General features: G+C 72.3%; 26 protein-coding genes. 11 read left to right on the top strand and 15 right to left on the bottom strand.

What is annotated here, in order from left to right; translation table 11 throughout:
• Positions 1-71: 71 nt before the first annotated feature.
• The 3 genes from ACZ7LU_RS29005 to ACZ7LU_RS28995 form a co-directional block, all read right to left on the bottom strand.
• Complete coding sequence (locus tag ACZ7LU_RS29005) at positions 72-725, bottom strand: response regulator (RefSeq protein WP_398307793.1); 654 nt, start codon at positions 723-725, stop codon at positions 72-74.
• Positions 726-793: 68 nt separating this feature from the next.
• Positions 794-2,032, bottom strand: a complete 1,239-nt coding sequence (macS, locus tag ACZ7LU_RS29000) for a MacS family sensor histidine kinase (protein ID WP_468310951.1) — start codon at positions 2,030-2,032, stop codon at positions 794-796.
• Positions 2,033-2,080: 48 nt separating this feature from the next.
• On the bottom strand, positions 2,081-2,839 hold the full coding sequence (locus ACZ7LU_RS28995) for a lysophospholipid acyltransferase family protein (RefSeq protein WP_471918444.1): 759 nt from the start codon (positions 2,837-2,839) through the stop codon (positions 2,081-2,083).
• Positions 2,840-2,993: 154 nt separating this feature from the next.
• Here ACZ7LU_RS28995 and ACZ7LU_RS28990 point away from each other — a divergent pair, with 154 nt between their 5' ends.
• From ACZ7LU_RS28990 to ACZ7LU_RS28975, 4 genes are all read left to right on the top strand, one after another.
• A complete protein-coding gene (locus ACZ7LU_RS28990; protein ID WP_471918443.1) occupies positions 2,994-3,773 on the top strand; it encodes an alpha/beta hydrolase in 780 nt (259 codons plus the stop codon).
• Positions 3,766-4,437, top strand: a complete 672-nt coding sequence (locus tag ACZ7LU_RS28985; RefSeq protein ID WP_471918442.1) for a hypothetical protein — start codon at positions 3,766-3,768, stop codon at positions 4,435-4,437. The genes ACZ7LU_RS28990 and ACZ7LU_RS28985 overlap by 8 nt, the downstream gene beginning before the upstream one ends.
• 196 nt (positions 4,438-4,633) lie before the next feature.
• Positions 4,634-5,254, top strand: a complete 621-nt coding sequence (locus tag ACZ7LU_RS28980) for an RNA polymerase sigma factor (RefSeq protein WP_468310943.1) — start codon at positions 4,634-4,636, stop codon at positions 5,252-5,254.
• Positions 5,247-6,209, top strand: a complete 963-nt coding sequence (locus tag ACZ7LU_RS28975) for a CU044_5270 family protein (protein ID WP_471918441.1) — start codon at positions 5,247-5,249, stop codon at positions 6,207-6,209. Before ACZ7LU_RS28980 ends, ACZ7LU_RS28975 begins: the two co-directional genes overlap by 8 nt.
• Positions 6,210-6,237: 28 nt before the next feature.
• On the opposite strand, the gene ACZ7LU_RS28970 is transcribed toward ACZ7LU_RS28975, so the two are convergent.
• From ACZ7LU_RS28970 to ACZ7LU_RS28945, 6 genes are all read right to left on the bottom strand, one after another.
• Positions 6,238-7,002 carry an endonuclease/exonuclease/phosphatase family protein gene (locus ACZ7LU_RS28970; RefSeq protein ID WP_398307125.1) on the bottom strand — a complete coding sequence of 255 codons (765 nt, stop codon included), beginning with the start codon at positions 7,000-7,002 and terminating at the stop codon, positions 6,238-6,240.
• A gap of 98 nt (positions 7,003-7,100) precedes the next feature.
• Complete coding sequence (locus ACZ7LU_RS28965; protein WP_398307123.1) at positions 7,101-8,054, bottom strand: ROK family glucokinase; 954 nt, start codon at positions 8,052-8,054, stop codon at positions 7,101-7,103.
• Between the two features lie 52 nt (positions 8,055-8,106).
• Positions 8,107-8,544, bottom strand: a complete 438-nt coding sequence (locus ACZ7LU_RS28960) for a DUF5304 domain-containing protein (RefSeq protein WP_398307121.1) — start codon at positions 8,542-8,544, stop codon at positions 8,107-8,109.
• A gap of 34 nt (positions 8,545-8,578) precedes the next feature.
• A complete protein-coding gene (locus ACZ7LU_RS28955) occupies positions 8,579-9,754 on the bottom strand; it encodes an ArsA family ATPase (protein ID WP_471918440.1) in 1,176 nt (391 codons plus the stop codon).
• Between the two features lie 148 nt (positions 9,755-9,902).
• Positions 9,903-10,343, bottom strand: a complete 441-nt coding sequence (locus ACZ7LU_RS28950; RefSeq protein ID WP_398307117.1) for an SRPBCC family protein — start codon at positions 10,341-10,343, stop codon at positions 9,903-9,905.
• Positions 10,344-10,416: 73 nt separating this feature from the next.
• The gene (locus tag ACZ7LU_RS28945; protein ID WP_398307115.1) at positions 10,417-11,193 is read right to left on the bottom strand and encodes a metallophosphoesterase family protein; all 777 of its coding nucleotides are present in this window, start codon (positions 11,191-11,193) and stop codon (positions 10,417-10,419) included.
• 296 nt (positions 11,194-11,489) lie between these two features.
• Between ACZ7LU_RS28945 and ACZ7LU_RS28940 the strand changes: the two genes are divergently transcribed.
• Entirely contained in the window at positions 11,490-13,286 is a 1,797-nt protein-coding gene (locus ACZ7LU_RS28940; RefSeq protein WP_471918439.1) for an AMP-dependent synthetase/ligase, read from the top strand.
• A 352-nt stretch (positions 13,287-13,638) separates the two neighbouring features.
• Here ACZ7LU_RS28940 and ACZ7LU_RS28935 read toward each other — a convergent pair whose 3' ends face one another.
• On the bottom strand, positions 13,639-14,781 hold the full coding sequence (locus tag ACZ7LU_RS28935; protein WP_471115967.1) for a glycosyltransferase family 4 protein: 1,143 nt from the start codon (positions 14,779-14,781) through the stop codon (positions 13,639-13,641).
• Between the two features lie 128 nt (positions 14,782-14,909).
• On the opposite strand from ACZ7LU_RS28935, the gene ACZ7LU_RS28930 reads away from it, so the two are divergent.
• On the top strand, positions 14,910-16,145 hold the full coding sequence (locus ACZ7LU_RS28930; protein WP_471918438.1) for a glycosyltransferase 87 family protein: 1,236 nt from the start codon (positions 14,910-14,912) through the stop codon (positions 16,143-16,145).
• On the opposite strand, the gene ACZ7LU_RS28925 is transcribed toward ACZ7LU_RS28930, so the two are convergent.
• The 5 genes from ACZ7LU_RS28925 to ACZ7LU_RS28905 all read right to left on the bottom strand — a co-directional run bounded on the left by ACZ7LU_RS28925 (position 16,102) and on the right by ACZ7LU_RS28905 (position 21,521).
• Positions 16,102-17,304, bottom strand: coding sequence for a hypothetical protein (locus ACZ7LU_RS28925; RefSeq protein WP_471918437.1), 1,203 nt, complete (start codon positions 17,302-17,304; stop codon positions 16,102-16,104). The genes ACZ7LU_RS28930 and ACZ7LU_RS28925 overlap by 44 nt on opposite strands.
• Positions 17,305-17,342: 38 nt before the next feature.
• Positions 17,343-18,371, bottom strand: a complete 1,029-nt coding sequence (locus ACZ7LU_RS28920; RefSeq protein ID WP_471918436.1) for a C40 family peptidase — start codon at positions 18,369-18,371, stop codon at positions 17,343-17,345.
• A gap of 221 nt (positions 18,372-18,592) precedes the next feature.
• The gene (locus ACZ7LU_RS28915) at positions 18,593-19,627 is read right to left on the bottom strand and encodes a C40 family peptidase (RefSeq protein WP_398312823.1); all 1,035 of its coding nucleotides are present in this window, start codon (positions 19,625-19,627) and stop codon (positions 18,593-18,595) included.
• A gap of 270 nt (positions 19,628-19,897) precedes the next feature.
• Positions 19,898-21,247 (bottom strand): NYN domain-containing protein, encoded by a 1,350-nt coding sequence (locus tag ACZ7LU_RS28910; RefSeq protein WP_398312820.1) that lies wholly within the window; start codon positions 21,245-21,247, stop codon positions 19,898-19,900.
• 34 nt (positions 21,248-21,281) lie between these two features.
• Positions 21,282-21,521, bottom strand: coding sequence for a hypothetical protein (locus ACZ7LU_RS28905; protein ID WP_362997643.1), 240 nt, complete (start codon positions 21,519-21,521; stop codon positions 21,282-21,284).
• A 120-nt stretch (positions 21,522-21,641) separates the two neighbouring features.
• On the opposite strand from ACZ7LU_RS28905, the gene ACZ7LU_RS28900 reads away from it, so the two are divergent.
• The 5 genes from ACZ7LU_RS28900 (at position 21,642) to ACZ7LU_RS28880 (ending at position 25,186) form a co-directional block, all read left to right on the top strand.
• Positions 21,642-22,379: a rhomboid family intramembrane serine protease gene (locus ACZ7LU_RS28900; protein ID WP_398312817.1), complete on the top strand. Its 738-nt coding sequence runs from the start codon at positions 21,642-21,644 to the stop codon at positions 22,377-22,379.
• Positions 22,376-22,657, top strand: coding sequence for an Lrp/AsnC family transcriptional regulator (locus tag ACZ7LU_RS28895; RefSeq protein WP_125512351.1), 282 nt, complete (start codon positions 22,376-22,378; stop codon positions 22,655-22,657). Before ACZ7LU_RS28900 ends, ACZ7LU_RS28895 begins: the two co-directional genes overlap by 4 nt.
• 69 nt (positions 22,658-22,726) lie before the next feature.
• A complete protein-coding gene (locus ACZ7LU_RS28890; RefSeq protein ID WP_471918435.1) occupies positions 22,727-23,086 on the top strand; it encodes a small secreted hydrophilic protein in 360 nt (119 codons plus the stop codon).
• The gene (locus tag ACZ7LU_RS28885) at positions 23,073-24,527 is read left to right on the top strand and encodes a sensor histidine kinase (RefSeq protein ID WP_471918434.1); all 1,455 of its coding nucleotides are present in this window, start codon (positions 23,073-23,075) and stop codon (positions 24,525-24,527) included. Before ACZ7LU_RS28890 ends, ACZ7LU_RS28885 begins: the two co-directional genes overlap by 14 nt.
• Positions 24,524-25,186: a response regulator transcription factor gene (locus ACZ7LU_RS28880; protein ID WP_398312808.1), complete on the top strand. Its 663-nt coding sequence runs from the start codon at positions 24,524-24,526 to the stop codon at positions 25,184-25,186. Before ACZ7LU_RS28885 ends, ACZ7LU_RS28880 begins: the two co-directional genes overlap by 4 nt.
• Positions 25,187-25,223 lie beyond the last annotated feature (37 nt).

The raw sequence follows: 25,223 nt of genomic DNA, 5'->3' as shown, positions 1-25,223 counted from the left end.
GGGACGGTGCGAATGGTCAATTCCTGTGCCGCACTGGGGAGTTGATCACGCGCTTTCACCCGTACGAGGGGTCACGCGTCGTCGGGCCTGTCGATGCCGCGCTCTATCGCGTACCGCACGAGCTCCACCCTGTTGTGCAGCTGGAGCTTGCCCAGGGTGTTCTGGACGTGGTTCTGCACGGTGCGGTGCGAGATGACCAGGCGCTCGGCGATCTGCTTGTAGCTCAGGCCCTTGGCGACAAGGCGCAGGACCTCCGTCTCGCGGTCGGTGAGCTGCGGGGCCTTCGGGTCGTCCGGGGTGCCGGCCGCGGGCTCGGTGGCCAGCCGGCGGTACTCGCCGAGGACCAGGCCCGCGAGGCCCGGGGTGAAGACCGCGTCGCCGACGGCCGTGCGGCGCACCGCGTCGATCAGCTCTTCTGTGGACGCCGACTTCAGGAGATAGCCGGTGGCGCCGGACTTGACCGCCTCCAGGACGTCCGCGTGCTCGCCGCTCGCCGAGAGGACGAGGACACGCAGCGCCGGATTGGCGCCGACCAGTTCCTTGCAGACCTGCACGCCGGGCTTCAGCGGCAGGTTCAGGTCGAGGACCAGGACGTCGGGCGCCACCGCCTGGGCGCGGCGGACGGCCTGCTCGCCGTCGCCCGCGGTGGCGACCACGTCGAGGCCGGCCTCCGCGAGGTCACGGGCGACGGCGTCGCGCCACATGGGGTGGTCGTCGACGACCATGACCTTGATCGTGCCGACCGCCACCCCGTCCCCCGCGGTGGCCGGTTCCTGCCGTTGCTGCTGCTCGTTCATCTCGCCTTTCCTGCCTTCCCCCGTGTGTCCCGCGCCTCTTCGCGCGGCACTCTCAGTTCCACTTCCGTGCCCTGGCCCGGCACCGAGATCAGCTCGGCCGTGCCGCCGATGTCCCGCAGCCGCCCCCGGATCGACAGGGCCACGCCCATGCGCCCCTCCCCCTCGGCCTCCGCGAGCCGGCCCTCCGGGATGCCGGGGCCGTCGTCCCTGACGGTCACGATCACCCCGTCCGGCTCGTCCTCGACCAGGATCCAGGCGTGCGCGTCCGGCCCGGCGTGCCTGCGGACATTGTCCAGGGCGGCGCCGACGGCGGCGGCCAGCTCCCTCGCGGCGGGCGGCGCGAGGAGCACCGGCGCCCCCGGCTCGGAGAGCGTCACCTTCGCGCCCGCGTGCCGGGTGAGGAGCGAGCGCAGGTCGCGGGGCTCGTCGTCGTCCTGCTCGTCGGGCACCTCGACGGCGCGGACGACGGCGCCCTGCGCGATGTCCTCCGACGCGTACGAGGCGGGGACCATGCCGCCGGCGACCAGGGTCCGCAGGGCGACCTCCTGCTCGCCCGCGAGACGGCCGAGCTCCGCGGCCTCGCCGCCGATGGCGGTGCCGCGCCGCTGCACCATGGCGAGGACCTGGAGGACGCTGTCGTGGATGTCGCGGGCGAGCCGTTCGCGCTCGCGGGTCGCGGCCTCTATCTCCAGGGCGCGGGCCAGGGTGCGCTCGGAGGCGCGGGCCAGCTCCACGACGTAGCCGATGGCGATGGAGGCGATGCAGACCAGCAGGACGTTGTGGACGGTGTCGCGGCTGAACGCGCCGCGCTGCACCACGTTGGCGACGCCCACGAGCAGGGACGCCGAGGCCGCCCAGCGCCAGCCGCCCTTGATGGCGAAGGCGAGGACGGAGCCCGCCGTCCATATGGAGGGCAGTGTCGGGCCGCCGTCGACGATCCGCTGCTGCGAGTCGGCGAGCGGTGTGAGCAGGATGCCCACGATCGCGACGGTCAGGTCCGTGACGAGGAACCGCTTGGTGCAGCTCGCCGCGTTCGCGACGCGGGGCAGGGTGGCGAGGGTCCAGGGGGCGAGCACCGCGTAGTAGGCGATGGCCAGCCAGGGCCGGTCCAGCTTCTCGTGCGCCGTCGTGAAGAGGCCGATCGCGTACAGCATCGTCAGGACGCGGTACGCGGTGAGCGCACGCCACAGCGGCTGCTCGACCGACATCCTCATGACTTTCTCGCGCTCGGCCATGTCCCCCGACCCCCGCCCCCCGTGTGCCCCACCCCTGAACGGACGCGGCTAGGAGCCGGACCGTTCCCTGCGCCCGCCCTTGTGCCCGTCCTTGTGTGCGTCCGCCGCCTTGGCCGCCTTGGCCGCGTCGGAGATCTGGCGCTTCGCGGCCGTCGCGTACATGTCGACGTACTCCTGGCCGGAGAGCTTCATGATCTCGTACATGACCTCGTCGGTCAGCGCGCGCAGCACGAAGCGGTCCTGCTCCATGCCCTGGTAGCGCCGGAAGTCGAGCGGCTTGCCGATGCGGATGCCGGGCCGCATCAGCTTGGGCATCACCTTGCCGGGCGGCTGGATCTTCTCCGTGTCGATCATCGCGACGGGGAGGACGGGCGCGCCGGTGGCGAGGGCCACGCGGGCGAGACCGCCCGGTTTGCCGCGGTAGAGGCGCCCGTCGGGCGAGCGGGTGCCTTCGGGGTAGATGCCGAAGAGCTCACCGCGCTCCAGGACCTCGATGCCGCTCTTGATGGCCGCCTCGCCCGCGCCGCGCGCGCCGGAGCGGTCCACCGGGAGCTGGCCCACGCCCTTGAAGAAGGCCGCGGTGAGCTTGCCCTTCACGCCGGGCGAGGTGAAGTACTCCGCCTTGGCGATGAAGGTGACCTTGCGGTCGAGGACCGCGGGAAGGAAGAAGGAGTCCGAGAACGAGAGGTGGTTGCTCGCCAGGATCGCTGGGCCTTCGGCGGGGACGTTCTCAAGGCCCTCCACCCAGGGCCTGAAGCCGAGCTTCAGCGGCCCTCCGATGGCAACCTTCATTGCGCCGTAGATCAAACCGAGTGCCTCCTGTTTCTGTGGATCAGACCTTAACCCGGGGTACGGCCAATGGGCCCGACGACCCTGGTCGGTGTCAGTCCGGTCGCGTACGGTGAAGTACTCCTCGCTACCCCCCTGATCCCCTCGTCACATCTCACGAAGGAGACCGAAGGTGCCGGTCCTCCCCGGAGCCGAGCCGTACCGCCACGAAGGCGGCGAGGTCGGCGTCCTCCTCTGCCACGGCTTCACCGGATCCCCGCAGTCGCTGCGCCCCTGGGCGGAGTACCTGGCGGAGCGCGGCCTCACCGTCTCGCTGCCGCTGCTGCCCGGGCACGGCACCCGCTGGGAGGACATGCAGGTCACCGGCTGGCAGGACTGGTACGCCGAGGTGGAGCGCGAGCTGCGGGGCCTGTTCGACCGGTGCGAGCGGGTCTTCGTCTTCGGGCTGTCCATGGGCGGCGCGCTCGCCCTGCGCCTGGCGGCCAAGCACGGGGACGCGATCAGCGGCCTCGTCCTCGTCAACCCGGGGAACAAGGTGCACGGCGTCGCGGCCCACGCGCTGCCGGTCGTGCGGCACTTCGTGACGACGACCAACGGCATCGCGAGCGACATCGCCAAGCCCGGCTCCGTCGAGATCGGCTACGACAAGGTCCCGCTGCACGCCGCGCACTCCCTGCGCCGCTTCTTCCGCGTGGTCGACGCGGAACTGCCGCAGGTGACCCAGCCGTTGGTGGTGCTGCACAGCCCGCGCGACCACGTGGTGCCGCCCGCCGACTCGGCCCGCATCCTCGGCCGCGTCTCCTCCACGGACGTCAAGGAGATCCTGCTGGAACAGAGCTACCACGTCGCGACGTTGGACTACGACGCGGACCGGATCTTCGCGGAGAGTTACGCGTTCATCACCCGGCTCGCCCCCAGCGTCGGCAAGGAAGGGACGGCCACCGGTGGCTGAGCACGAGGCGGCGGACCGCGACGAGAGTCGCGAGCCGGAGAAGAGCCCGGAGAAGAGCAGAGTCCCCGGTGACGGGGTGCCGCTGGACGAGGACGCCGCCTGGCAGGCGATCGTCGCGGGGTACGGCGAGGAGCCCGCGGACCCGCCGGGCGCCAAGCCCTTCAAGTCGGTGGAGGACCTGGCCCTCCTGGAGACGGAGACGAACGGCCCCGCGGACGGCCCCGGCGGTCCCGGCCCGCTGAAGAGCCCCGCCGAGCCCGGCGCGGACGACAAGTCCGGCACCGACAAGCCGCTCGGCAGCTCCGTCTCGTTCGCACCCGGAGTCGGGCCGACGGGCGGCGGATCGACGGTCGGCGGGCCGCGCGACTACACCACGCCCGAGCCCTCCGACGACGACTTCGACGCCGGCGACGAGGGGCACTTCGTGCCGCCCGAGCCGCCGCCGCTGCCCGAGGCCGACGTGACGGCCAAGTTCGCCTGGCTCGCCGTACTCGGCGGCCCGCTGCTCATCCTGCTCGCCGTGCTGCTCGGCTGGCAGATGACGTGGTGGCTGACCACGCTCGGCATCGGCGGCTTCCTCGGCGGCTTCGCGACCCTGGTGATGCGGATGAACAGCGGCGACGACGAGGAGGACGACGACCCGGGACGCGGCGCCGTCGTCTGAACCACCCGGCCCGCGTGAGGCCCGTCCGGAACTGTCCGGACGGGCCTCACGCATGTCACGGCACGGCACACACGTCACGGCGCCGCACGCATGTCACGACGCCGATGGAACCCGATCCCGCCCGGCGGCGAAGGAGAGGTGAACCACCGAACGAGCCCAAGCCTTCGAGGCGTATCGACGAACGAAAGGAGCCCCGATGACCGTCGAACCCGGCGTCCCCCTTCGAACGGGGCAGCACGAGCAGAGTGACGCCTGGTCCATCGAGCGGTCGCGGGACGAGCCCGAGCGGTTCGCCGTCCTCTTCGACCGGCACGCCGACTCCGTGTACCGGTACGCGGCCCGCCGGCTCGGCCCCGAGGCGGCGGAAGACCTGATGGCGGAGACCTTCACCACCGCCTTCAAGCAGCGCCACCGGTACGACCCGGCGCGGGCCGACGCCCGCCCCTGGCTGTTCGGCATCGCGACCAACCTCATCGGCCGGCACCGCAGGGCCGAGGCGCGCCGCTTCAAGGCGCTCGCGCAGGTGCCCGCCCCGGTGCCGCACGAGGAGCCGGTCGCCGACCGCGCGGTCGCCCGCGCGGGCGCCCAGGGGGTGCGCGGTGACCTGGCGCAGGCCCTGGCCGGGCTCTCCGCGCGCCACCGCGACGTGGTGCTGCTCGTGGCGTGGGCCGACCTCAACTACGAGGAGGCGGCCCAGGCGCTTGGGGTGCCCGTCGGCACCGTCAGGTCACGGCTGCACCGGGCTCGCAGGACACTGCGCGAAGCACTGGGCGGATCCGATCCGACAGCTTTCCAGGAGGCACACGCCCATGAATGAGCTCGACGAACTGCGCGGCTGGGAGGCGGGGGCTCCCCCGCTGGACGACGAGACGCGCCACCGCGCGCGGGTGCGTCTGTTCGCCGCGATGAACGAACCGCCCGCAGCGGTACGGCCGCCCGGACGCCGGCGCGTGCTGCGCATCGCCCTCACCGGCCTCGTGACGGCCGCGGTGGCCGCGACCGTCCTGGTCACCGTCGACGGCGCGCAGGAAGGACAGCAGGCCAAGCCGCCCGCCACCGACTCCCCGAACGTGGCCAACGTCGCCGCGTCGAAGGTGCTCAACGGCGCGGCCGCCTGGGAGCGCAGGCACGAGCAGCGGACCGTGGTGCCTCGCGACGACCAGTTCATCTACTCCAAGCGGATCATCAAGGAGACCGAGCAGAAGACCGGCGAGGTCAGGACGTACACCGACGAGATGTGGGACTCGGTGGACGGCTCACAGCGCTCCTTGAGCATGGAGCTCGGCAAGGTCATGTGGGAGGAGCCCCTGGGCGAGAACGAGAGCGTGTGGCCGCCCCGCAGGTGGGACGAGCTGAAGAAGCTGCCCACCGACCCCGAGAAGCTCGTCCCTGCCATCGTCTCCGCGGGCGGCTCCGGCGGGTCGATCAGCGACCTCACCGAGGACGACCGGTGGCAGGCCTACTTCCTGCTGGGCGAGCTCCTGAAGGCGCCGATGCTGCCCGAAGGCCTGCGCGCCACAGCCTACGAAGGGCTGGCGCTCGTGCCCGGCGTCAAGACGGTCGAAGGGATCAAGGACTCCGCCGGGCGTACCGGTGTGGGGATCGCCTACCCCGGCCAGTTCAAGGGCCGGTACCTCATCTTCGACGCGAAGTCCTATGAATTCCTGGGCTTCCGCGACGAGCGGGTCTCGCGCGACGGCAAGAAGACGTACGTCCAGCTGTCGCACACGGTCGAGTGGGCGATCGTCGACAAGGTGAGGCAGCGCCCGTAGGTCTCACCGAGCGCTCGCCTCGTGGGCCTTACCGGGAGGGGGGAACCCTGAGGGCGGCCAGGACCGGCAGGTGGTCCGTGGCCGCTCTCAGGTCCTCCTGGCTCACCCCGGGCAGGTCCGACGGCACGCCGCAGCCGAGGACCTCGATCCCGGAGGTCGCGAAGATCGCGTCGATGCGCTGGTGCGGGTCGTCGGGCGTCGAGGTGTTCTCGCCGCCCCACGGCTCGGCCGCCCAGCAGTCCTGGAGCCCCTCGGCGAGCCTGCGGAAGGTGCGGCCGCCCGGCCGCTCGTTGAGGTCGCCGCCCGCGACCGCGTGGTCCACGCCCATCCCGGCGAGCCGGTCGAGCAGCATCCCGCCCTGCGCGTACCGCTCGTCGGACTGGAGACTCAGGTGGCAGCTCAGGACGCCGAGGCGGGCGCCGCCGAAGCGCACGACGGCGGTGGCGAAGCCGCGCCGGTGCAGCCCGGGGGTGAGCGGCAGCAGCACGTCCTCGGTGCGCTCGACCGTGGCGCGCAGCGAGCAGAGCAGCGCGGGACCGGCCGCGCTGCCGCCGCCGGAGAGGATCACCAGGTCGGCGGCGCGCGCGAGGCGGGCCAGCTTCTTGCGCCAGCGGAAGAACCGCGGCGCCTCCTGGACCAGGACGAGGTCGGGGGCGCAGGCGGCGATGGTCCGGGCGAGCGCGGCGGTGTCGTCGCGCATCGAGCGGATGTTGTAGCTGAGCACCCGGATGACGGCCGAACCGTCGGATTCGGTGCGCGAGTCGGGGAGCGTGGAGCTCGGGCTCGTCGGCATGGCGATCAAGATACGCGAACGCCGGACGGGCCGGGGAGATCCGGTCCGTCCGGCGTTTGCGGACGAGTGCGCGGCGCGGTCGGCGCCCCGGCACGGGGTCACATGACGGGATCGGGCTCCCGCGCGAGGTCCGCCGCGCCGACGAGCCCCGCCTTGTTGCCCAGCTGGGCGGCGATGACCTGGGCCTCGGGGCGCCAGGCGGCGCCGACGAGCCAGCGCTTGAAGGACTTGCGGATCGGGTCGAGGACCAGCTCGCCCTCGTCCGAGAGGCCGCCGCCGACGATGAACGCGGACGGGTCGAAGAGCGACGCCAGGTCGGCGAGGCCGGCGCCCGCCCAGCGGGCCAGCTCGCGGTAGGAGTCGATGGCGACGGGGTCGCCCTGCCGCGCGGCCATCGAGATGTGCTTGCCCTCGATGCCGTCGGGGGTGCCGTCGCCGAGCGAGAGGAGGTACTCGGCGTTCTCCGGGGTGGCGTTGGCGCGCTGCTTCGCGTACCGCACGAGGGCGCGCCCCGAGGCGTACTGCTCCCAGCAGCCCTGGCTGCCGCAGCCGCAGAGCAGGCCGTCCGGCACCATCCGGATGTGGCCGAACTCGGCGGCCACGCCGAAGTGGCCGCGGCGCAGCTTGTTGCCGATGATGATGCCGCCGCCGAGGCCGGTGCCGAGCGTGATGCAGATGACGTTGCGGTGGCCCTTGCCGCCGCCGAACCTGTACTCGCCCCACGCCGCGGCGTTGGCGTCGTTCTCGACGACCACGGGCAGGCCGACGCGCTTTTCGACCTCGTCCTTGAGCGGCTCCTGCCGCCAGTCGATGTTCGGCGCGAAGTAGACCGTGGAGCGCTGGCGGTTGACGTATCCGGCGGCGCCGATGCCGACGCCGACGATCTCGTGTCCGGCCCGTGCGCCCGCCACCGCGGAGGCGATCGCGTCGACGATGGCCTCGGAAGTACCAGGGGTCGGCACCTTGAAGGTCGAGAGGATGTTGCCGTCCTCGTCGACCACTCCGGCCGCGATCTTGGTGCCGCCGATGTCGACGCCGATGGTGAGTCCCATGAATCCCTCAGTTCGATCGAGCCCCGCTACGGCCCACCGTACCCGAGGGGGGTCAGTCCAGATCGATGTGTTCGCCCGCCGCGGGACCATCGTCCTTGCGATCCCCGCCGCGGGTCCAGCGGCTCTCCTGGCCCTCGACCGCGGAGCGGTAGGCGGCGAGCAGTTCGGAGCCGGCCGCCGCGAGGTGGTCGAAGACGTCGGGGTTGCGCTCGATGACCGGTTCGACGACGGCCTTGGCCTCCCTGACGACCTGCTTCAGGGTCTGCTCGACGGCGCCCTGCGCGACCGCGCCGAGCAGCGGCGTCTGCAGTCCCGAGAGCTTCTCCGAGACCGCGTCGACGAGCTTGCGCAGCTCCTCGGCCGCCGAGCCGGGCTGCGGACCGTACTGCGCGCGGCGGCGGGCCTGCTCCGCCGCGAGATCCTCGGCGCACGCCTGCTCCCAGGCGTTGGCGTCGGCTTCGGGGGCTTCGTGCCCGGTGGCATCGCTCATGCCACTCGACGTTACCCGAATGGCGGTGGGGCGTTCACCGTCCGGACGGCCACAGGTCCGGGTCCGGCGTGAACCGGACCCGCAGCTCGCCCTCGTGCAGCCCGGCCCCCGCGACGGTGCAGCGGCGCAGCGCGGAAGGGAGGGGGACGATGCGGCGGAAGGGGCCCGCGGTGACGACGAGTTCGTCGCCGCGCCGGATGAGGCCGAGCTCGTCGCGTGCGACGCCGGGCAGCGGGATGTGCCACACGTAGACGCGGCCGCCGTCGTCGGCGGTGGCGTCGGTGACGGGCCAGGGCTCCGTGTCCGGGGTGCCGGGAGCGGGCGCGGTGAGGCCGAGGGCGGCGAGGTCGTCGGCGCCGCGCGGGTCCCGGCCGAGGTGGCGGACCCTGGCGACATGGTCGTACGCAGACTCCCACTCGGTGAGCGTCTTGTGCTGCTGGGCGCAGAGGCCGGCCAGCCAGGTGTCGGAGGTCGCGTCCGGCAGGACGCGGTTGGCGACCAGGAGGTCGGTGCGCAGGCCGTGCAGGGCGAGGCCGGTGGCGGCGGTGCGGACGGCGTCGGCGCCCGCGGGGCCGGGTTCGGCGACCAGGCGGACGGTGGTGGTGGGGGCCTCGATCACGCGCTGGACGGCGGCGAGGTCGTCCTCCCTGCGGGCCGCGGTCTCGTACAGCCAGGCGGCGGGCATCGGAACGCCCGCGAGGCGGCCGAGCATGGGGCGCAGGGCACGGGCCGCCTGCCGCTCGGGCGGGAGCAGCCGGCGCAGATAGCGGCGGAGCTGCTCGGGGAGCGCGAGGGTCGCGAGGGCCTTGGCGGTGGGCGGCAGGTCGACGACGACGGTGTCGTACGCGTCGTCGCGGGCGGCGTCGCGCAGGGCGCGCAGCAGGGCCAGCTCCTCGGCTCCCGGCAGCGGGGTCAGCTCCTCGCCGTCGAGGCGTTCGGCGCCGAGCAGGTCGAGGGCGGAGGCGGCACGTTCCTGCAGGGCGAGCAGGTCGTCCCGGAAGCGGTCGTCGGCGTCGGGCCGGTGGGCGGTGAGTCCGGGGTGCGCGTCCGGTGCGCTGAGCGCGGCGCCGAGCGCCGTACCGAGGGTGTCGGCGCGGTCGGCGGAGATCACGAGGGTCCGGTGGCCTGCGCGGGCCGCGGCGAGCGCGGTGGCGGCGGCGACGGTGGTTCGGCCGGAGCCGCCGGGGCCGGTGACGAGGAGGGTGCGCATAAGGGGGAACGGTACGGGAGCGCGGTGCGGGGGTGCGGGGCGCCCACTCGCCGTGGGGGGCGGGGTGCCTTGGCGGCTTCCGGTTGTGTGTGGTTGCTCGCGCAGTTCCCCGCGCCCCTGGGAGTCGGGGCTGCGCCCCGCTCCCCCCTTACGCCGTGCCGGACTCCACGCGCTTCTTCAGGCCCGCCAGTGCGCGGTCGATGATGACCTTCTCGGCCTTGCGCTTGATCATGCCGAGCATGGGGATCTTGACGTCGACGGTGAGCTGGTAGGTGACCTCGGTGCCGGTGCCGACGGGCTTGAGGAGGTACGAGCCGTCCAGCGAGCGGAGCATCTGGGACTTGACGAGGGTCCAGCTGACTTCGTTGTCGCCGGTCCAGGTGTAGCCGAGGGTCTGGTCGTCCTTGATCGCGCCGGCGTCCATGACGAGGCGGACCTGCTCGGCGCGGCCCCGCTCGTCGGTGGCGAGCACCTCGGCCTCCTTCACCTCCCCGGTCCAGTCCGGGTAGCGAGCGAAGTCGGCGATCACTCCCATGACCTCGGCCGGTGCCGCCTCGATCATGATGCTCGAGCTGGTGTGTTCCGCCATCGCTGTGGCTCCTCCAGATGCGGTCCGGGACAGAGGGGTGTGTACCGCGTGAAGGCTACCGCGCGCCGCGTGGTCACCACTCCAGGGCCCAGGGCCTGGACGACCCCGCGAAGTGCCCGACGTTCACGCACTCCGTCGCGCCGACGCGCATGCGCCGGACCAGCGGCTGGTGGACGTGGCCGAAGAGGGCGTACCGGGGACGGGTCCTGCGGATCGCTTCGAGCAGCGCCCGGCTGCCCCGTTCGAAGCGGCGGGCCACGGTGTCGTAGAGGAGCTCGGGCACGTCCGGCGGGATGTGCGTGCACAGGACGTCGACCTCGCCGACGGCCTCGATCTTCGCGGCGTACTCCTCGTCGCTGATCTCGTAGGGCGTACGCATCGGGGTGCGCAGGCCGCCGCCGACGAAGCCGAAGACGCGGCCGCCGATCTCGGCCCGCTCGCCGTCGAGGACGGTGGTGCCGGGGCGCGCGTACTCCGGCCAGAGGGTCGGGATGTCGACGTTGCCGTAGGTGGCGTAGGTCGGGGTGGGGAAGGCCGCGAACATTTCGGCGTACTGCTTGCGGACGGCGCGTTCGATCGCCGTTTTCCGGTCGGTGTCGATGCCGGCCCACAGTTTCCGGCCGAACTCGCCGGCCTCGTCGAAGCGGCGGGCGGTGCGCAGCTCGACGAGCCGGGTGGCGTTCGCCGGGCCGAAGAGGTCGGGGAAGATGCCGCGCGAGTGGTCGGCGTAGTCGAGGAAGAGGACGAGGTCGCCCAGGCAGACGAGCGCGTCCGCGCCGTCACCCGCGCGGGCGAGGCCCTCGGCGTTGCCGTGCACGTCACTGACCACATTGACCCGGAAAGCTGGCATGCCGATCACCCTAGGACGGTCGCCCGGCGGGCGGTAGGGGCTCTTGACAGTGTGCGACCTGCGGTTACTTCCGAGTCAGGAAGACCGTGGCGTACTGTGCGATTCAGACCAGAACGACGTGTGACGCACCGAACATCTGGCCCTGCCCCCCTACCGAACCAGCCATACCGATGGGTAACGTCCGGGCAGTCCAGTAGTGCTCAGCCCCCACTCGACTGAGCACCTGCCCGATCTTGGACCGCACCGTCGCAGCACACAACGTCGTGGCGCCGGCGCCCTATGTAGGAGCAGCAGTCTTGCGCGAGTTCAGCCTTCCGGCCCTGTACGAGGTCCCTGCGGACGGCAATCTGACCGACATCGTCCGTAGAAATGCCGCGCAGCACCCGGATGTCGCCGTCATCGGCCGCAAGGTCGACGGCCGCTGGCAGGACGTCACCGCCAAGGCCTTCCTCGCCGATGTGCGTGCCACCGCCAAGGGTCTGATCGCCGCCGGGGTGCGCCCCGGCGACCGCGTCGGCCTGATGTCCCGCACCCGGTACGAGTGGACGCTCTTCGACTTCGCCATCTGGAGCGCGGGCGCGGTCACCGTACCGGTGTACGAGACGAGCTCCGCCGAGCAGATCCAGTGGATACTGGGCGACTCCGGCGCCGTGGGCTGCGTCGTCGAACTGGACGCGCACGCCGCCGCCGTCGAGTCCGTGCGGGAGCGGCTGCCCGCTCTCGACACGGTCTGGCAGATCGACAAGGGCGGCGTCGAGGAGCTGCACCGCACCGGCGCCGAGGTGCCGGACGCGACCGTCGACGAGCGCAGCGCGGTGGCCGGCGCCGACGACCCGGCCACCATCGTCTACACCTCCGGCACCACCGGCCGCCCCAAGGGCTGCGTCCTGACGCACCGCAGCTTCTTCGCGGAGTGCGGCAATGTGGTGGAGCGCCTCAAGCCCCTCTTCCGTACGGGCGAGTGTTCGGTCCTTCTCTTCCTGCCCGTCGCGCACGTGTTCGGGCGGCTCGTCGAGGTCGCCGCGCTGATGGCGCCGATCAAGCTCGGTCACGCGCCGGACGTCAAGAACCTCACGGACGAGCTGGCCTCCTTCCGGCCGACCATGATCCTGGGTGTGCCGCGCGTCTTCGAGAAGGTCTACAACTCGGCGCGCGCCAAGGCGCAGGCGGACGGCAAGGGCAAGATCTTCGACAAGGCCGCGGACACGGCCATCGCGTACAGCCGTGCGCTCGACACCGTGTCGGGTCCGTCCCTCGGCCTGAAGATCAAGCACAAGATCTTCGACAAGCTGGTCTTCAGCAAGCTGCGCGCGGTCCTCGGCGGCCGCGGCGAGTACGCGATCTCCGGTGGCGCCCCGCTCGGTGAGCGCCTCGGTCACTTCTTCCGCGGCATCGGCTTCACGGTCCTGGAGGGTTACGGCCTCACCGAGTCCTGCGCGGCCACCGCCTTCAACCCGTGGGACCGCCAGAAGATCGGCACGGTCGGCCAGCCGCTGCCCGGCTCGGTCGTCCGCATCGCCGACGACGGCGAGGTGCTTCTGCACGGGGAACACCTGTTCAAGGAGTACTGGAACAACGAGGGCGCCACGGAGGAGGCCCTCGCCGACGGCTGGTTCCACACCGGTGACATCGGCACGCTCGACGAGGACGGCTACCTGCGCATCACCGGGCGCAAGAAGGAGATCATCGTCACCGCGGGCGGCAAGAACGTCGCCCCCGCCGTGATCGAGGACCGCATCCGCGCGCACGCCCTGGTCGCCGAGTGCATGGTCGTCGGCGACGGCCGTCCGTTCGTGGGGGCGCTGGTCACGGTGGACGACGAGTTCCTGGTCCGCTGGGCGGCGGACCACGGGAAGCCCGCCGGTTCGACGGCGGCCTCTCTCCGGGGCGACCCGGATCTCCTCGCCGCGATCCAGAGCGCGGTGGACGACGGCAACGCGGCGGTCTCCAAGGCGGAGTCCGTACGCAAGTTCCGCGTGCTGTCCTCCCAGTTCACGGAGGAGTCGGGGCATCTGACGCCGTCGCTGAAGCTGAAGCGGAATGTTGTGGCCAAGGATTACGCGGACGAGATCGAGGCAATTTACCGCGGGTAGCGTGAACAGCGCCGCCCACTCGCCGTGGGGGGGGCTCTTGCCTCGCGACACCCGGTCTCTCTTGGTGGCTGCGCCCACTCGCCGTGGCGGGGGTTCTTGTTGGGCGGCTTTCGGTCTCTTGTGGTTGCTCGCGCAGTTCCCCGCGCCCCTGGAAAGCCGGGCTGCGCCCGCTTTCAGGGGCGCGGCGCGGGAGTAGGGGGAAGCGGGGCGCAGCCCCGGCTTTCAGGGGCGCGGGGAACTGCGCGGCCAGCCCGAGGCGGCCGGCAGACGCCGGCGGGCCGCCAGGGGGCAACCCCTGGGCGGTAGGGGCGCGGGGAACTGCGCGGCCAGCCCAGACGGGCCCGCAGGCGTGCTACAGGAGTTGTCGCAGGCGTTCTGCCAGGAGGTCCCAGCGCCACTTCTCCTCCACCCAGGCGCGGCCCCGCTCCCCCATGCGGGCCCGCAACTCCGCGTCCGCCAGCAAGGCGGTGATCCGATCCGCCGCCTCCTCGGGGGCACCGCCCCGGACGACCCAGCCCGTCTCCCCGTCGAGGACCGCGTCCGGCGCCCCGCCGGAGTCGCCGGCGACGACCGGCAAGCCCGTCGCGGACGCCTCCAGGTAGACGATGCCGAGGCCCTCCACGTCGAGACCCCCGCGCCGCGTCCGGCAGGGCATGGCGAAGACGTCCCCCGCGCCGTAGTGCGCGGGCAGTTCCGACCAGGGAACGGCACCCGTGAAGCGGACGGAGTCCGCGACCCCCGTCTCGGCCGCGAGCTTGCGCAGGTCCGCCTCGTACGGACCGCCCCCGACGATCAGCAGCACCGCCTCCGGCTCCGCGGAGAGAATCCTCGGCATGGCGAGGATCAGCGTGTCCTGGCCCTTGCGCGGCACCAGCCGCGAGACGCAGACCACCACGGGCCGGTCCGTCAGCCCGAGCCGCGCCCGCACCACGTCGCCGCCGGACCCCGGGTGGAACGTCTTCTCGTCGACGCCGGGCGGCAGTTGGACCATCCGGCCGGCGGCCGCGGGCGTCAGCGCGGCCGCGATCCGCGAGCGCGTGTACTCACCGAGATAGGTGATCGTGTCCGTCGACTCGCCGATCCGGCGCAGGAGTTGGCGGGAGGCGGGCAGCTGGGCCCAGCCGGCCTCGTGGCCGTGCGTCGTGGCGACGAGCCGCTCCGCCCCGGCCTTCCGCAGCGCGGGCGCCATGAGGCCCAGCGGGGCCGCCGCCCCGAACCACACCGACGTACAGCCGTGTTCGCGCAGGAGCGAGACCGCGCGGCGGGTGACGCGCGGCGTCGGCAGGAGCATCGTCGTGGGGTCGCGTACGACCTCGAAGGGCTGTTCGGCGTCGAAGGCGGCCGTCGCCTCGGCGCCCTCGCGGCCGCGCTTCCAGGTGGAGGCGTAGACGACGAGCTGCTCGGGGTCCAGGCGCAGCGCCATGTTGTGCAGGAACGCCTGGATGCCACCGGGCCTGGGCGGGAAGTCGTTCGTGACGATCAGGGTCTTGTGCATCGCGCACGACAGTACCGAAAGCAGTGGACCGTACCGAACGGCCCGGCCTCTTCGTCCTTGCCCGGTCCCGCCCGGCATCATGACTCCCCGAATCACAATGAAGTACCGGAAAAGGGGCGAGGGCGTTCATGGGGCGCATCCTGACCGTCTGGGGTCTGACCAGGACCGTCCTGCTGCTCTGCGTCTTCCATGTGGTCACCGCCCCGGGCCCGGACGTGACCAGCGACGTCACCGTCATCTATCAGGGCTGGTACGAGGTGCTGCGCACCGGGACCTTCCCGCTCGACGACGTCACCTGGCAGTACCCGCCCGCCGCCGCCCTCCCGGTCCTCTCCCCCGCGCTGCTGCCCTTCCTCGACTACGCGTCGGCGTTCTTCGTGCTCGCCCTCCTCTGCGACGCGGCGGTGTGCGCGCTGCTCCTGTACGCGGGACGGCGGCCCGGCAAGTCGCCGCGGGGCGCCTGGGTGTGGGTCGTGGGCGTGGCCCTGCTCGGCCCCACCGTGTACGCACGCTACGACGTGCTGGTGGCCGCCGTCGCGGTCACCGCGCTGCTCGCCGGGGCGCGGCATCCGCGCCTCCTGGGGGTGCTCGCGGGGTTCGGGGCGCTGCTCAAGGTGTGGCCGGTGCTGCTGCTCGTGGGCACGCCGCGCGGCCTGCCGACCCGGCGGGCCTGGGGCGCGGCCGCGGGCACGGGCGTCGTCCTCACGCTGGCGTTCCTGGTGGCGATGCCGGGCGCGCTCGCGTTCCTCACCTTCCAGCGCGACCGCGGCACCGAGGTGGAGTCGCTCGGCGCCCTCGTCTTCCACGTCGGGCGGTACGTCGGCTGGCGGGGCGAGGTACGGCTCAACTACGGCTCGGTGGAATTCCTCGGCCCGTACGTCCCGCTGGTGAGCACGGCGGCGCAGGCCCTGTCGGTGGTGGCCTTCTGCTGGCTCCTGGTGTGGCGGCTGCGGGCCCGGGTCCGGTCGGCGAGCACGCCCGCGGACGCGGCGTTCGTGGCGGTGCTGCTGTTCACCGCCACGAGCCGGGTGATCAGCCCGCAGTACATGCTCTGGCTGGTCGGGACGGCCGCCGTCTGCCTGGTGTTCCGCGGGAGCCGGATGGAGGTGCCCGCCCGCCTGGTCCTCGGCGCCACGTTCGTGACGTTCCTGGAGTTCCCCGTGTGGTTCTCGCACGTGGTGGCCAGCGATCCGCTGGGCGTGTCCCTGCTGCTCGTGCGCAACGGCCTGCTGGTCGCCGCCGCCCTGCTGGCCTGCCGGAACCTGTGGCGGGAGACCGTGCGGGAACCGCGCGGGGAGCCGCGGCCGGTGCCCGGACCGGTCAGCCGAGCTCCGCACGCAGATACGTACGCCAGCGCGCCGTGAAGTCCTCGGGCGTCGTGTCCAAGACGTCCCGCAGCGCGTCCTCGACCGCGCCGGCCCGCTTCGTGCGGTCGCCCACCGCCCGGTAGAAGTCCGTCAGCTTCCGCTCGCCCCACTGCTCCGCGATCATCCGGCAGGCCAGCCAGGCGCCTTCGTACGCCCCCGCGAGCTTCGCGGCGTCCCCGCCGAAGCCGAAGTCGGCGTCCTCGGGGAGCGCGCCGGGCAGCTGCCCGCGCTGCACCGCACGCCGCAGTTCGGGGGCGGCCTGCGCCGGGGTGCGCCCCGTGTCGCGGTATCCCACCCAGTCGGCGAAGCCCTCGGAGAGCCACAGCGGGGTGGCGGCGGAGGTCTGCGTGCGGGTCGCGACGTGGGTCGCCTCGTGGGTGAGGACGACCTGCTTGCCGAACGAGCCGAGCACGCCGTACGCCTCGGGGTTGAGGATGATCCGGTCGGCCGGTGCCCGCCCCGAGCCGCCCGTCTCGCCCGTGGTGACCGCCGCGATCCCCCGGTACCCGGAGGGGGGCGCCCCGAGCAGTCCCGCCATGCCGTCCAGGGAGCGGGGCACGAGGACGACGATCCGCTCCGGCCACTTCCCCGGCCAGGCGTCCCGCACCGCGGGCACCGCCCGGTCGGCGAGTTCGCGGTGGGCGCGCAGCTCGGCGGGGCTCTGGCCGATGCCGAGGACGAGGCTGCGCCTGCCGCGTTCGGCCGTCACGCGGCCCTGGTCCCAGAGCTGTTCGCCGGACTTCTTCGCGGGCCGCTCCGCGGTGACGTACCACCGGCCGCCGTCGCGCTTCAGCGACAGCGTGCGTTCGGCGGTGACCGGCGCGCGGTCGTAGCCCTTGACGCGGTAGTGGAGTTCGGCGGTCGCCGTGGCCTCGGCGCCGGTGCGGTCGAGGCGGGTCAGCCGGTACTCCCAGGACTCCAGCGGGACGCCGCTGACGTGTGCGAAGAGGTCCCGTGCGCCCTTCGCGGGCCGCTCGGTCCTGTCGTACGCCTTCTCGTCCCCGTCGAGGACGGCCCGCGCCCGCCGCTCCAGGAGCACGCGGACCTCGCCGGCGGCGGCGTCAGGGACCGGGTCGCGGCCGCAGCCGGCCAGCAGGGCGAGGCAGAGCGCGACGCACAGCGCCACCACCCACGACCCACGCCTGTGACCAGCCACCTTCCCGATCGTACGGTGTGCGGGCGGAAAGCCGTCGGTCAGATCCGCGTCACTCCGGACACCGGCATCATGCCGACGGGGTCGTAGCGGACCGGGGCGCCGGGGTAGGGGGCGTGCACCACCTGGCCGTTGCCCACGTACATCCCGACGTGGCTGGCGTCGGAGCGGTAGGTCACCAGGTCGCCGGGTTGCGCCTCGGACAGGGAGACCTGGCGGCCCGCGTTCCGCTGGGCCTGCGAGGTGCGCGGCAGACCGACCCCGGCCTGGGCGTACGACCACTGCATGAGGCCCGAACAGTCGAAGCCGGAAGGTCCGTTGGCGCCCCACACGTAGGGGCGGCCGAGCGCGGAGCGGGCGGCGGCGATGGCGGCGGCGGCCCGCGAGGAGGACGGGGCGCCCCCGGCCTTCGGCAGCTCGCCGCGCCCGCCGGTGCGCGAGGACCTGTCGTAGGCGGCGCGCTCGTCACTCGTCAGCGAGTTGAGGAGCTGCCTGGCCTCGGCCAGTTTGTGCTCGACCGTGCGCTTGTGGCGGGCGACGAGGGTGCGGCTCTTCTCCAGCTCGGCCAGTTTGCGGCCCGCCTCCGCGCGTTCCTGGGCGAGGCCGCGCTGGGCCCGCTGCAGGTCGGCGAGTTCGCCTGCCTGCCGGGCGCTGAGGCGGTCCAGGACCGAGGCCCTTTCCAGGTAGCCCTCCGGGTCGGAGGAGAGCAGCAGGGCCAGCGAGGGGTCGATGCCTCCGGAGCGGTACTGCGCGCCGGCGAGCGAACCGAGGGCGCCGCGCATCCGGTTGATGCGCTCCTGGCCGCGCGCGACGCTGTCCTTGACCTGCTCGACCTGCGCGCGCAGCTTGTCCGTGCGCTCGTCGGCCTTGTTGTACAGCTCGGTCGCGTGCTCGGCCTGCTCGTACAGCCGGTCCACCTTGGCGCGCGTGTCGGACGGCTTGTCCTGCGGCGCGGCACCTGCGGGTGCGGCGGCGAGGGCCGCCGCGGCGGTGGCCGCTGCCGCTGAAAGGACGGTCACGCGTGTGCTCCGGTCGAGACCGGACTGTGCGGGACGGCGATGGAACCCCACGGGAAGCCGCTCTCCCTTCCGCTGACGAACCCCCGGCTGTCCCGGGGGAATGCGCGCCGACAGTAGTCGTGCGGCCACGGCGGGCCAAAGAGCCGTACGGGTGGGGAAAGGGCGCGGACAGCCCGACGCCCCGCTTCTGACGCAGGTCATCAACGGGGCGTGGGGTCAGCGTGAGTTACCGGAATTCGCCCGTTCGGGCGGTGTGGGCAGCCGTGTCGAGGTCAGGCGACGCGGACGCCGAACTGGAAGTTGCCGAGGTACTCCATCGCCTCGTAGCGCACCACGGCGCCGGGCTTCGGGGCGTGCAGCACCTGGCCGTTGCCGGCGTAGAGGCCGACGTGCGCGAGGTTGTTGAAGAACACCAGGTCGCCGGGCTTGAGCTCGCCGCGGCCGAGCCGCGTGCCGTCGTTCTGCTGGGTGTAGGTGGTCCGCGTGATGGAGACGCCGGCCTGGTTGTACGCCCACTGGGTGAGCCCGGAGCAGTCGAAGGAGTTGGGGCCCGTGCCGCCGGAGACGTACGGCTTGCCGAGCTGGGTGGCGGCGGCGTTCAGGGCGGCGGCGCCGCGGCCGGAGGCGGGGGCCTCGTCGCCGAGGTCCGCGCGCTTGTCGGCGGCGCGGCTGGCGCGCTGCTCCTCCTTGGCGGCCATGGCCGCCTTCTCCTTGGCGCTCAGGGTGTTGAGGAGCTTCTGCGCCTCGCCCAGCTTGCCCTGGACTTCCTTCTTCTTCTTGCCGAGCTCGGTGCGGGTGGCGGCGAGGTCGTCGAGCTTGCCCGCGGCCTCCTTGCGCTGCTGCGCGAGGTCCCGCTGCTTCTTCTGGATCTTCTTGAGCGAGTCGACCTGCTGGCTGCTCAGCTGGTCCAGCGTGGACGCCTTGTCGAGGTAGTTGTCCGGGTCGGAGGAGAGGAAGAGCTGCAGGGAGGGGTCGATGCCACCGGAGCGGTACTGGGCGCTGGCCATCGAACCGAGGCCGTCACGCAGGTCGTTGAGCTCCTCCTGGCCGCGGGCGACCTTGTCCTGGAGGTCGCCGATCTGCTTCTCCAGCTTCTCCTGCTTCTCCTTGGCGCCGTTGTACTTGTCGGTGGCCCGCTCCGCGTCTTCGTAGAGCTTGTCGACCTTGGACTTGACCTCGTCCTTGCTCGGCTTCGGCGCGGCCTGGGCGGCGCCCTGCGAGGTGAGGGCAACGGCAGCGGCGGCGGTTGCGGTGAGCACGGTCACGCGGGTGCGGCTCGGCTGCTTGGGTCGACGGTGGGACGCCACGCGGGCGGCTCCTTCATCCTCCAACCGCCTACCGGGACGCGGCGGGCGGGTACCACCGCCGCCACCCCGGATGGGTGATCAACCGAGCGGGGGTTCGAGGGCTGACCCTAGTGACCTTCTTGTGATCAGTTCAAATCACACCATCAAAAAATCGGTCGCGGGAAACATTCTTTACCGATAACGCACAGCCCGTAATGATCTTCTGACGCTACGTCGCGTGCAGCCGACTCCCAATTCGGGCATAGAGCCCAGGAGTTGCCGAGTGCCCCTTTAGCCCCGCGAAAGCCGCTTCAGGAGCACCGCCGAAGCCACCGGCCGCGCGCCCGCCTTGGCGATCCCGTCGGCCACCTCGCGGTCGGTCGAGACGACGACCACGGGCCGGCCGGGAGGCTCCGCGCGCACCAGCTGACGGATCAACTCGTCCGCGGTGACACCGGGCTTGGAGAACAGCACCCGCACCCCGCGCGGCGGCGCGAGCAGCACGGGCGCCGCCAGCTCCGCGCCGTCGAAGACACAGGTGACCTCGGCGCCCGACTGCAGCGCCAGCTGCGAGAGCGAACCGAGCAGGCGCAGCCGCTGCTTGTCCAGCGGCATGGTCGGATAACCGGTCTTGGTGACGTTGTAGCCGTCGACGACCAGGTGGGCCTGCGGCAGGGCGAGCAGCTGGTCGAGAATGGCCGGGTCGTTCTCGGAGAGCGCGCGGGCGGCGATGTCCTTGGGCGACATCCGCCCCGGCTCGACGGCGTCCACGGTCTCCGCGGGCCGCACGGAGACGGGCGGCAGCGCCAGCTCGCGCCGCAGCCCCTGGGCCGCGTCAAGGACCGTGTCGAGCAGCAGCCGCAGCCGCATGTCCTCGACGCTGCGCCCCTCGCGCGCCGCCCGGCGGCTGGCCTCCAGGGCGGCCTCCGTCTCGGTGAGCCGCGCCTTGAGCCGCCGCGTCTCGCTCTCGGCGGCGGACAGCTGCGCCTGGCCCTCCGCGCGCACGGCCTCGACCTCGGCGGCGGCCTTGCGCAGCGCGGCCTCGCCGCGCTTGACGTCGCTGAGCGCCCCGCGCAGCTTGCGGTGCATCGATTCGGCTTCCTTGCGCGCCGCTTCGAGCTCCGCGCGCAGCCGCTCGGTCTCCGCTCTGGTCTGGCCGCGGGCGGCGGCGAGCTCCTCGCGCAGCCGCTCCAGCTCGGCGCGCGTCTCGTCGTCGACGCGCTCGGCGTCGGCGCGCTGGGCCTCCTCGCCCGCGGCGGTGACCAGCTTCACCCATCCCGCGGGGCGCAGCACGTAGGCCGCGGCCGCCACGTCCAGGGGGTCGGCGGCGGGGGGCGGCGAGCCCGCGTCCAGGGCGCCCGCGAGCTCGGGCTGGACCTCTCTGAGGCGTTCGCCGATGCGCTGCCGGAAGAGCGTGTCGTTCTCCAGTGCGGCCGCCATGGCGTTGGCCGCGAACTTCGCGCGCCGGGTGGGCGTGAAGCGCGCGTACTGCCGCAGCTGGGCGGGCAATTCGGCGAGGGTGAGGCCGCCGAAGCCGTCCGAGACGAGCCGGACGACCCGCCTGCGCACCCCGTCGGGCAGCGGGCGGTCGAGCACCTCAGCGGTGCCGTCGTCCGGCTCCCCGCCTGCGCTCTCCACCATCCGTCACCCCACTAGCTGTGCGGGCCCCGCTCCCTCAGGAGCCGGTGCCCGGCCTGTCCACGAGTTCCACCTGATCCACCGCGTTGCACCAGCGGCAGCGCACCGACTCGATGCTCTCACTGACCACCTCGCGTTCCTCGACGTTCGCCTCTCCGGCCAGGTCGAGATGCACATACTCGACGACCTTGGAGGTGCGGGTCACGTCGAAACGCGTGAGGTTGCCGCACAGCGTGCAGCGCCACCGGGTGGTGGCGGTCGGCAGGGGAACCGTCATCGTGGCTGCTTTCCTCGGTTTCCATGGTGCGTATTGCCCGTAACCCTAAGGCCTGTAAGGGTCACCTCGCGGCGGCGAGGCGGTCTGTACGGTTTCCTGGCATTACGTCATGCTCTGTCCATGATCCAGGCATGGGGTACGAAGGCGGGCCGGCTGCTCACCGGAGGGTCCGCCCCGGTGACGTACGGACTGATCGCCGTCTGCTGCGCGGTCTTCGTCGTCTCCCCGGTGTCCGGGTTCAACCCGGGCTACGGCACCGGCGACCAGTTGCTCGGCGCGCAGCAGGTCTACTTCGAGCGGTGGGGCGTGGTCCCCGTCGAACTGTTCAGCGGCGCCCCGCGCGCCGCCCTCGGACCGTTCACCGCCCTGTTCGTGCACGGCACCTGGCTCCATCTGCTCGGGAACATGCTGTTCCTGTACGTGTTCGGGGCCATGGTCGAGGAACGCATGGGGCACCTCCTGTACGCGCTCTTCTACGTCTGCTGCGGATACCTCGCCCTGCTCGCGTACGCGGCCGCGCACGCGGGCTCCGACCAGACGCTCGTGGGGGCCTCGGGGGCGATCTCCGCCGTCCTCGGCGCTTTCCTGTATCTCTTCCCTCGGGCGCGTGTCACCAGCCTCTTCCCGTTCCTCTTCTTCCTGCCGCTGCGCTTCCCGGCGTGGGTGGTGCTGCCGTTCTGGGTGGCACTGCAGTGGCTTGCGGCGGGGCAGGGCGGGAAGGGCACGGGGGTCGCCTATCTGGCGCACCTGGTGGGCTTCTCGCTCGGGTTCGTCTTCGCGTGGGGGTGGAGTGTGCGGAGGGCTAGAGTGCAGGGACAAGGCAGCGCACCGGCCACCGAGGGAGACAGCCAGCCGTGATCACCGCGATCGTGCTCATCAAGACCAGCGTGGACCGGATTCCGGAGATCGCCGAGTCGATCGCCGCGCTCGACTCCGTGAGCGAGGTCTTCTCCGTGACCGGTACGTACGACCTGATCGCGATGGTGCGGGTGCCGCGCCACGACGACCTGGCCGACGTCATCCCCGGCCGGATCAGCAAGATCCCCGGTGTCGAGGCGACCGACACGCACGTGGCGTTCCGCACGTACTCGCAGCACGACCTGGAAGCCGCCTTCGCGATCGGCCTCGACTCCTAGACGCTCCATGAGGGTTTCTTCATCCGCGCCTCATTTGGGCGCTGCGGTACGTCGGCCAGCCTCGCAGTCATGGTCTTCTCCCACCGCATGGCCGCCCTGGCCGCCGTCGTCGCGATCCCGCTCGGCATCGCCGCGACCAGCTACGTCCTGACGGACAACCCCGAGCAGCCCAAGGCCCCGCCCAAGGTGGAGCTGCAGAGCGACTCGCCGTCCTCGGCGCCGGCCTCTCCCCGGCCCACCCCGAGCGACGAGAAGGTCTCCCCGCCCCCGGTGACCGAGCACACCGGCGACAGGCCCGGCGGGACTCCCTCGAACGACCACAGGGGCAACGACGACACCGCCAACAGCGACGACACGGGCAGCAGCGACGACTCCGACGACGACGGCCGGGGCGACCACGACGACGACGGCGCCGGTGACGACGGCTGAGCCCCGGCGTCACTGGATAACGGCTCGTGTCCGCATCCTGCTGTGGCTGCTCGTCGTGATGACCGTCGCGCTCACCGCGGTGGCGGCCACCACCCGCTCGGTCCTGCTCCGCGACGTCGACCACCGCATCGACCGGCTCCTCGCCCAGGAGACCGCCGAGTTCACCAACCTCGCGCGCGAGGGCGTCGACCCGCACACCGGCGAGCGGTTCACCGCCCCCGACCCGCTCCTGCGGCTCTTCCTGTCCCGGCAGTACGCCGACCCCGACGAGGAGCTCCTCGGTCTGGTCGGCCGCACCGGGCGGACGCCCGCCAAGAAGGAGCAGGCCCGCGAACCGCGGATCGACCACCCGCTGGCCGAGGACCCCGCCGCGCTGCGGGCCGTCTTCGACTCGCCCGACGCCACCGGCACGCTCCACCGCGACCGGGGCGAGGTCCGCTGGGCGAAGGTGGAGATCAAGGCGAGCGGCGGCCACCCGGCCGCGGCGTTCGTCGTGGCCTTCCACCCGGCGCGCGAACAGGCCAAGGCGGGCGACGTGTTCGCCATGCTGCTCGCCATCTCCGGCGTGGCGCTCCTGATGACGACGGGCATCGGCTGGGCGGTCGCGGGCCGGATCCTCAAACCGGTGCGGCTGGTGCGCACGACCGCGGCTCAGCTCACCGAGCAGGATCTGACCAAGCGCATCCCGGTCCAGGGCCGGGACGACATCGCGGCCCTCGCCGAGACGTTCAACGGCATGCTGGACCGGCTCGAGAGGGCCTTCGCCGCCCAGCGCGAGTTCGTCGACGACGCGGGCCACGAGCTGCGCACCCCCATCACCATCGTCCGCGGCCACCTGGAGCTGATGGGCGACGGGCCCGGGGAGCGCGAGGAGACCGTCCGCATCGTGACGGAGGAGCTGGACCGGATGAGCCGCATCGTCGAGGACCTGCTGCTGCTCGCCAAGGCCGAGCGCCCCGACTTCGTCACCCCGGAGCCGGTGCAGCTGGCCGAGCTGACGGCGGACGTCTTCGTCAAGGCACGGGCGATCGGCGACCGCGACTGGCGCCTCGCCGAGGTCGCCGACACCGAGACCTGTCTCGACCCCCAGCGCATCACCCAGGCGATGGTGCAGCTGGCACAGAACGCCGTCCAGCACACCGCCACGGGGCAGCGCATCGGCATCGGCTCGCGGCTGTGCGCGGGCCGCATCGAGCTGTACGTCGCCGACAGCGGCCCCGGCGTGCAGGCGCAGGACGCCGAGGTGATCTTCGAACGGTTCCGGCGCGGCACCGCGCGGCGCGGCTCCCGCGCCACGGGGGCGGGCCTCGGCCTCGCCATCGTGAAGGCCATCGCCGAGGGCCACGGAGGGCGCGTCGAGCTGCGCCCCACGGACGGCGGCGGCGCCACCTTCGTACTCGTACTCCCGCAGGGACAGCCGGAAGGGGCGGAGCGGCAGTGAACCGCATACTGATCGTCGAGGACGAGGAGCGCATCGCCTCCTTCGTCGAGAAGGGCCTGCGCGCCAACGGCTTCACGACCACCGTGGTCGGCGACGGCGAGAGTGCCTACGACTACGCCGTGACCGGCGGCTTCGACCTGATCGTCCTGGACATCGGCCTGCCGGGACAGGACGGCTTCACGGTCCTGCGCCGGCTGCGCGAGGCCCGCGTGACCACACCCGTCATCGTGCTGACCGCGCGGGACTCGGTGCGGGACACGGTGGCGGGTCTGGAGGGCGGCGCCGACGACTGGATGACCAAGCCGTTCCGCTTCGAGGAGCTGCTCGCCCGGGTGCGGCTGCGGCTGCGCACGGCGGCCGGGGCGCCCGAGGTGACGGTGCTGCGCAGCGGGGAGCTCACGCTGGATCTGCGGACCCGCAGGGCGCGTTCGGCCGAGCGCACGGTGGATCTGACGGCACGTGAGTTCGTCCTTCTGGAGCTCTTCCTGCGCCATCCCGGGCAGGTGCTCTCCCGCGAGCAGATCCTCTCCCACGTGTGGGGTTACGACTTCGACCCGGGCTCGAACATCGTGGACGTCTACGTCCGCGCGCTGCGCAAGAAGCTGGGCTCGGAGCGGGTCGAGACGGTGCGCGGGATGGGGTACCGGCTGCCGGAGTGAGCCGCGCGCGCCGACCCACCGACCCGCGCGCCGGCTC

Source organism: Streptomyces sp. NPDC039462 (assembly GCF_055639375.1).
This window is presented reverse-complemented; position numbering and strand designations above follow the sequence as displayed.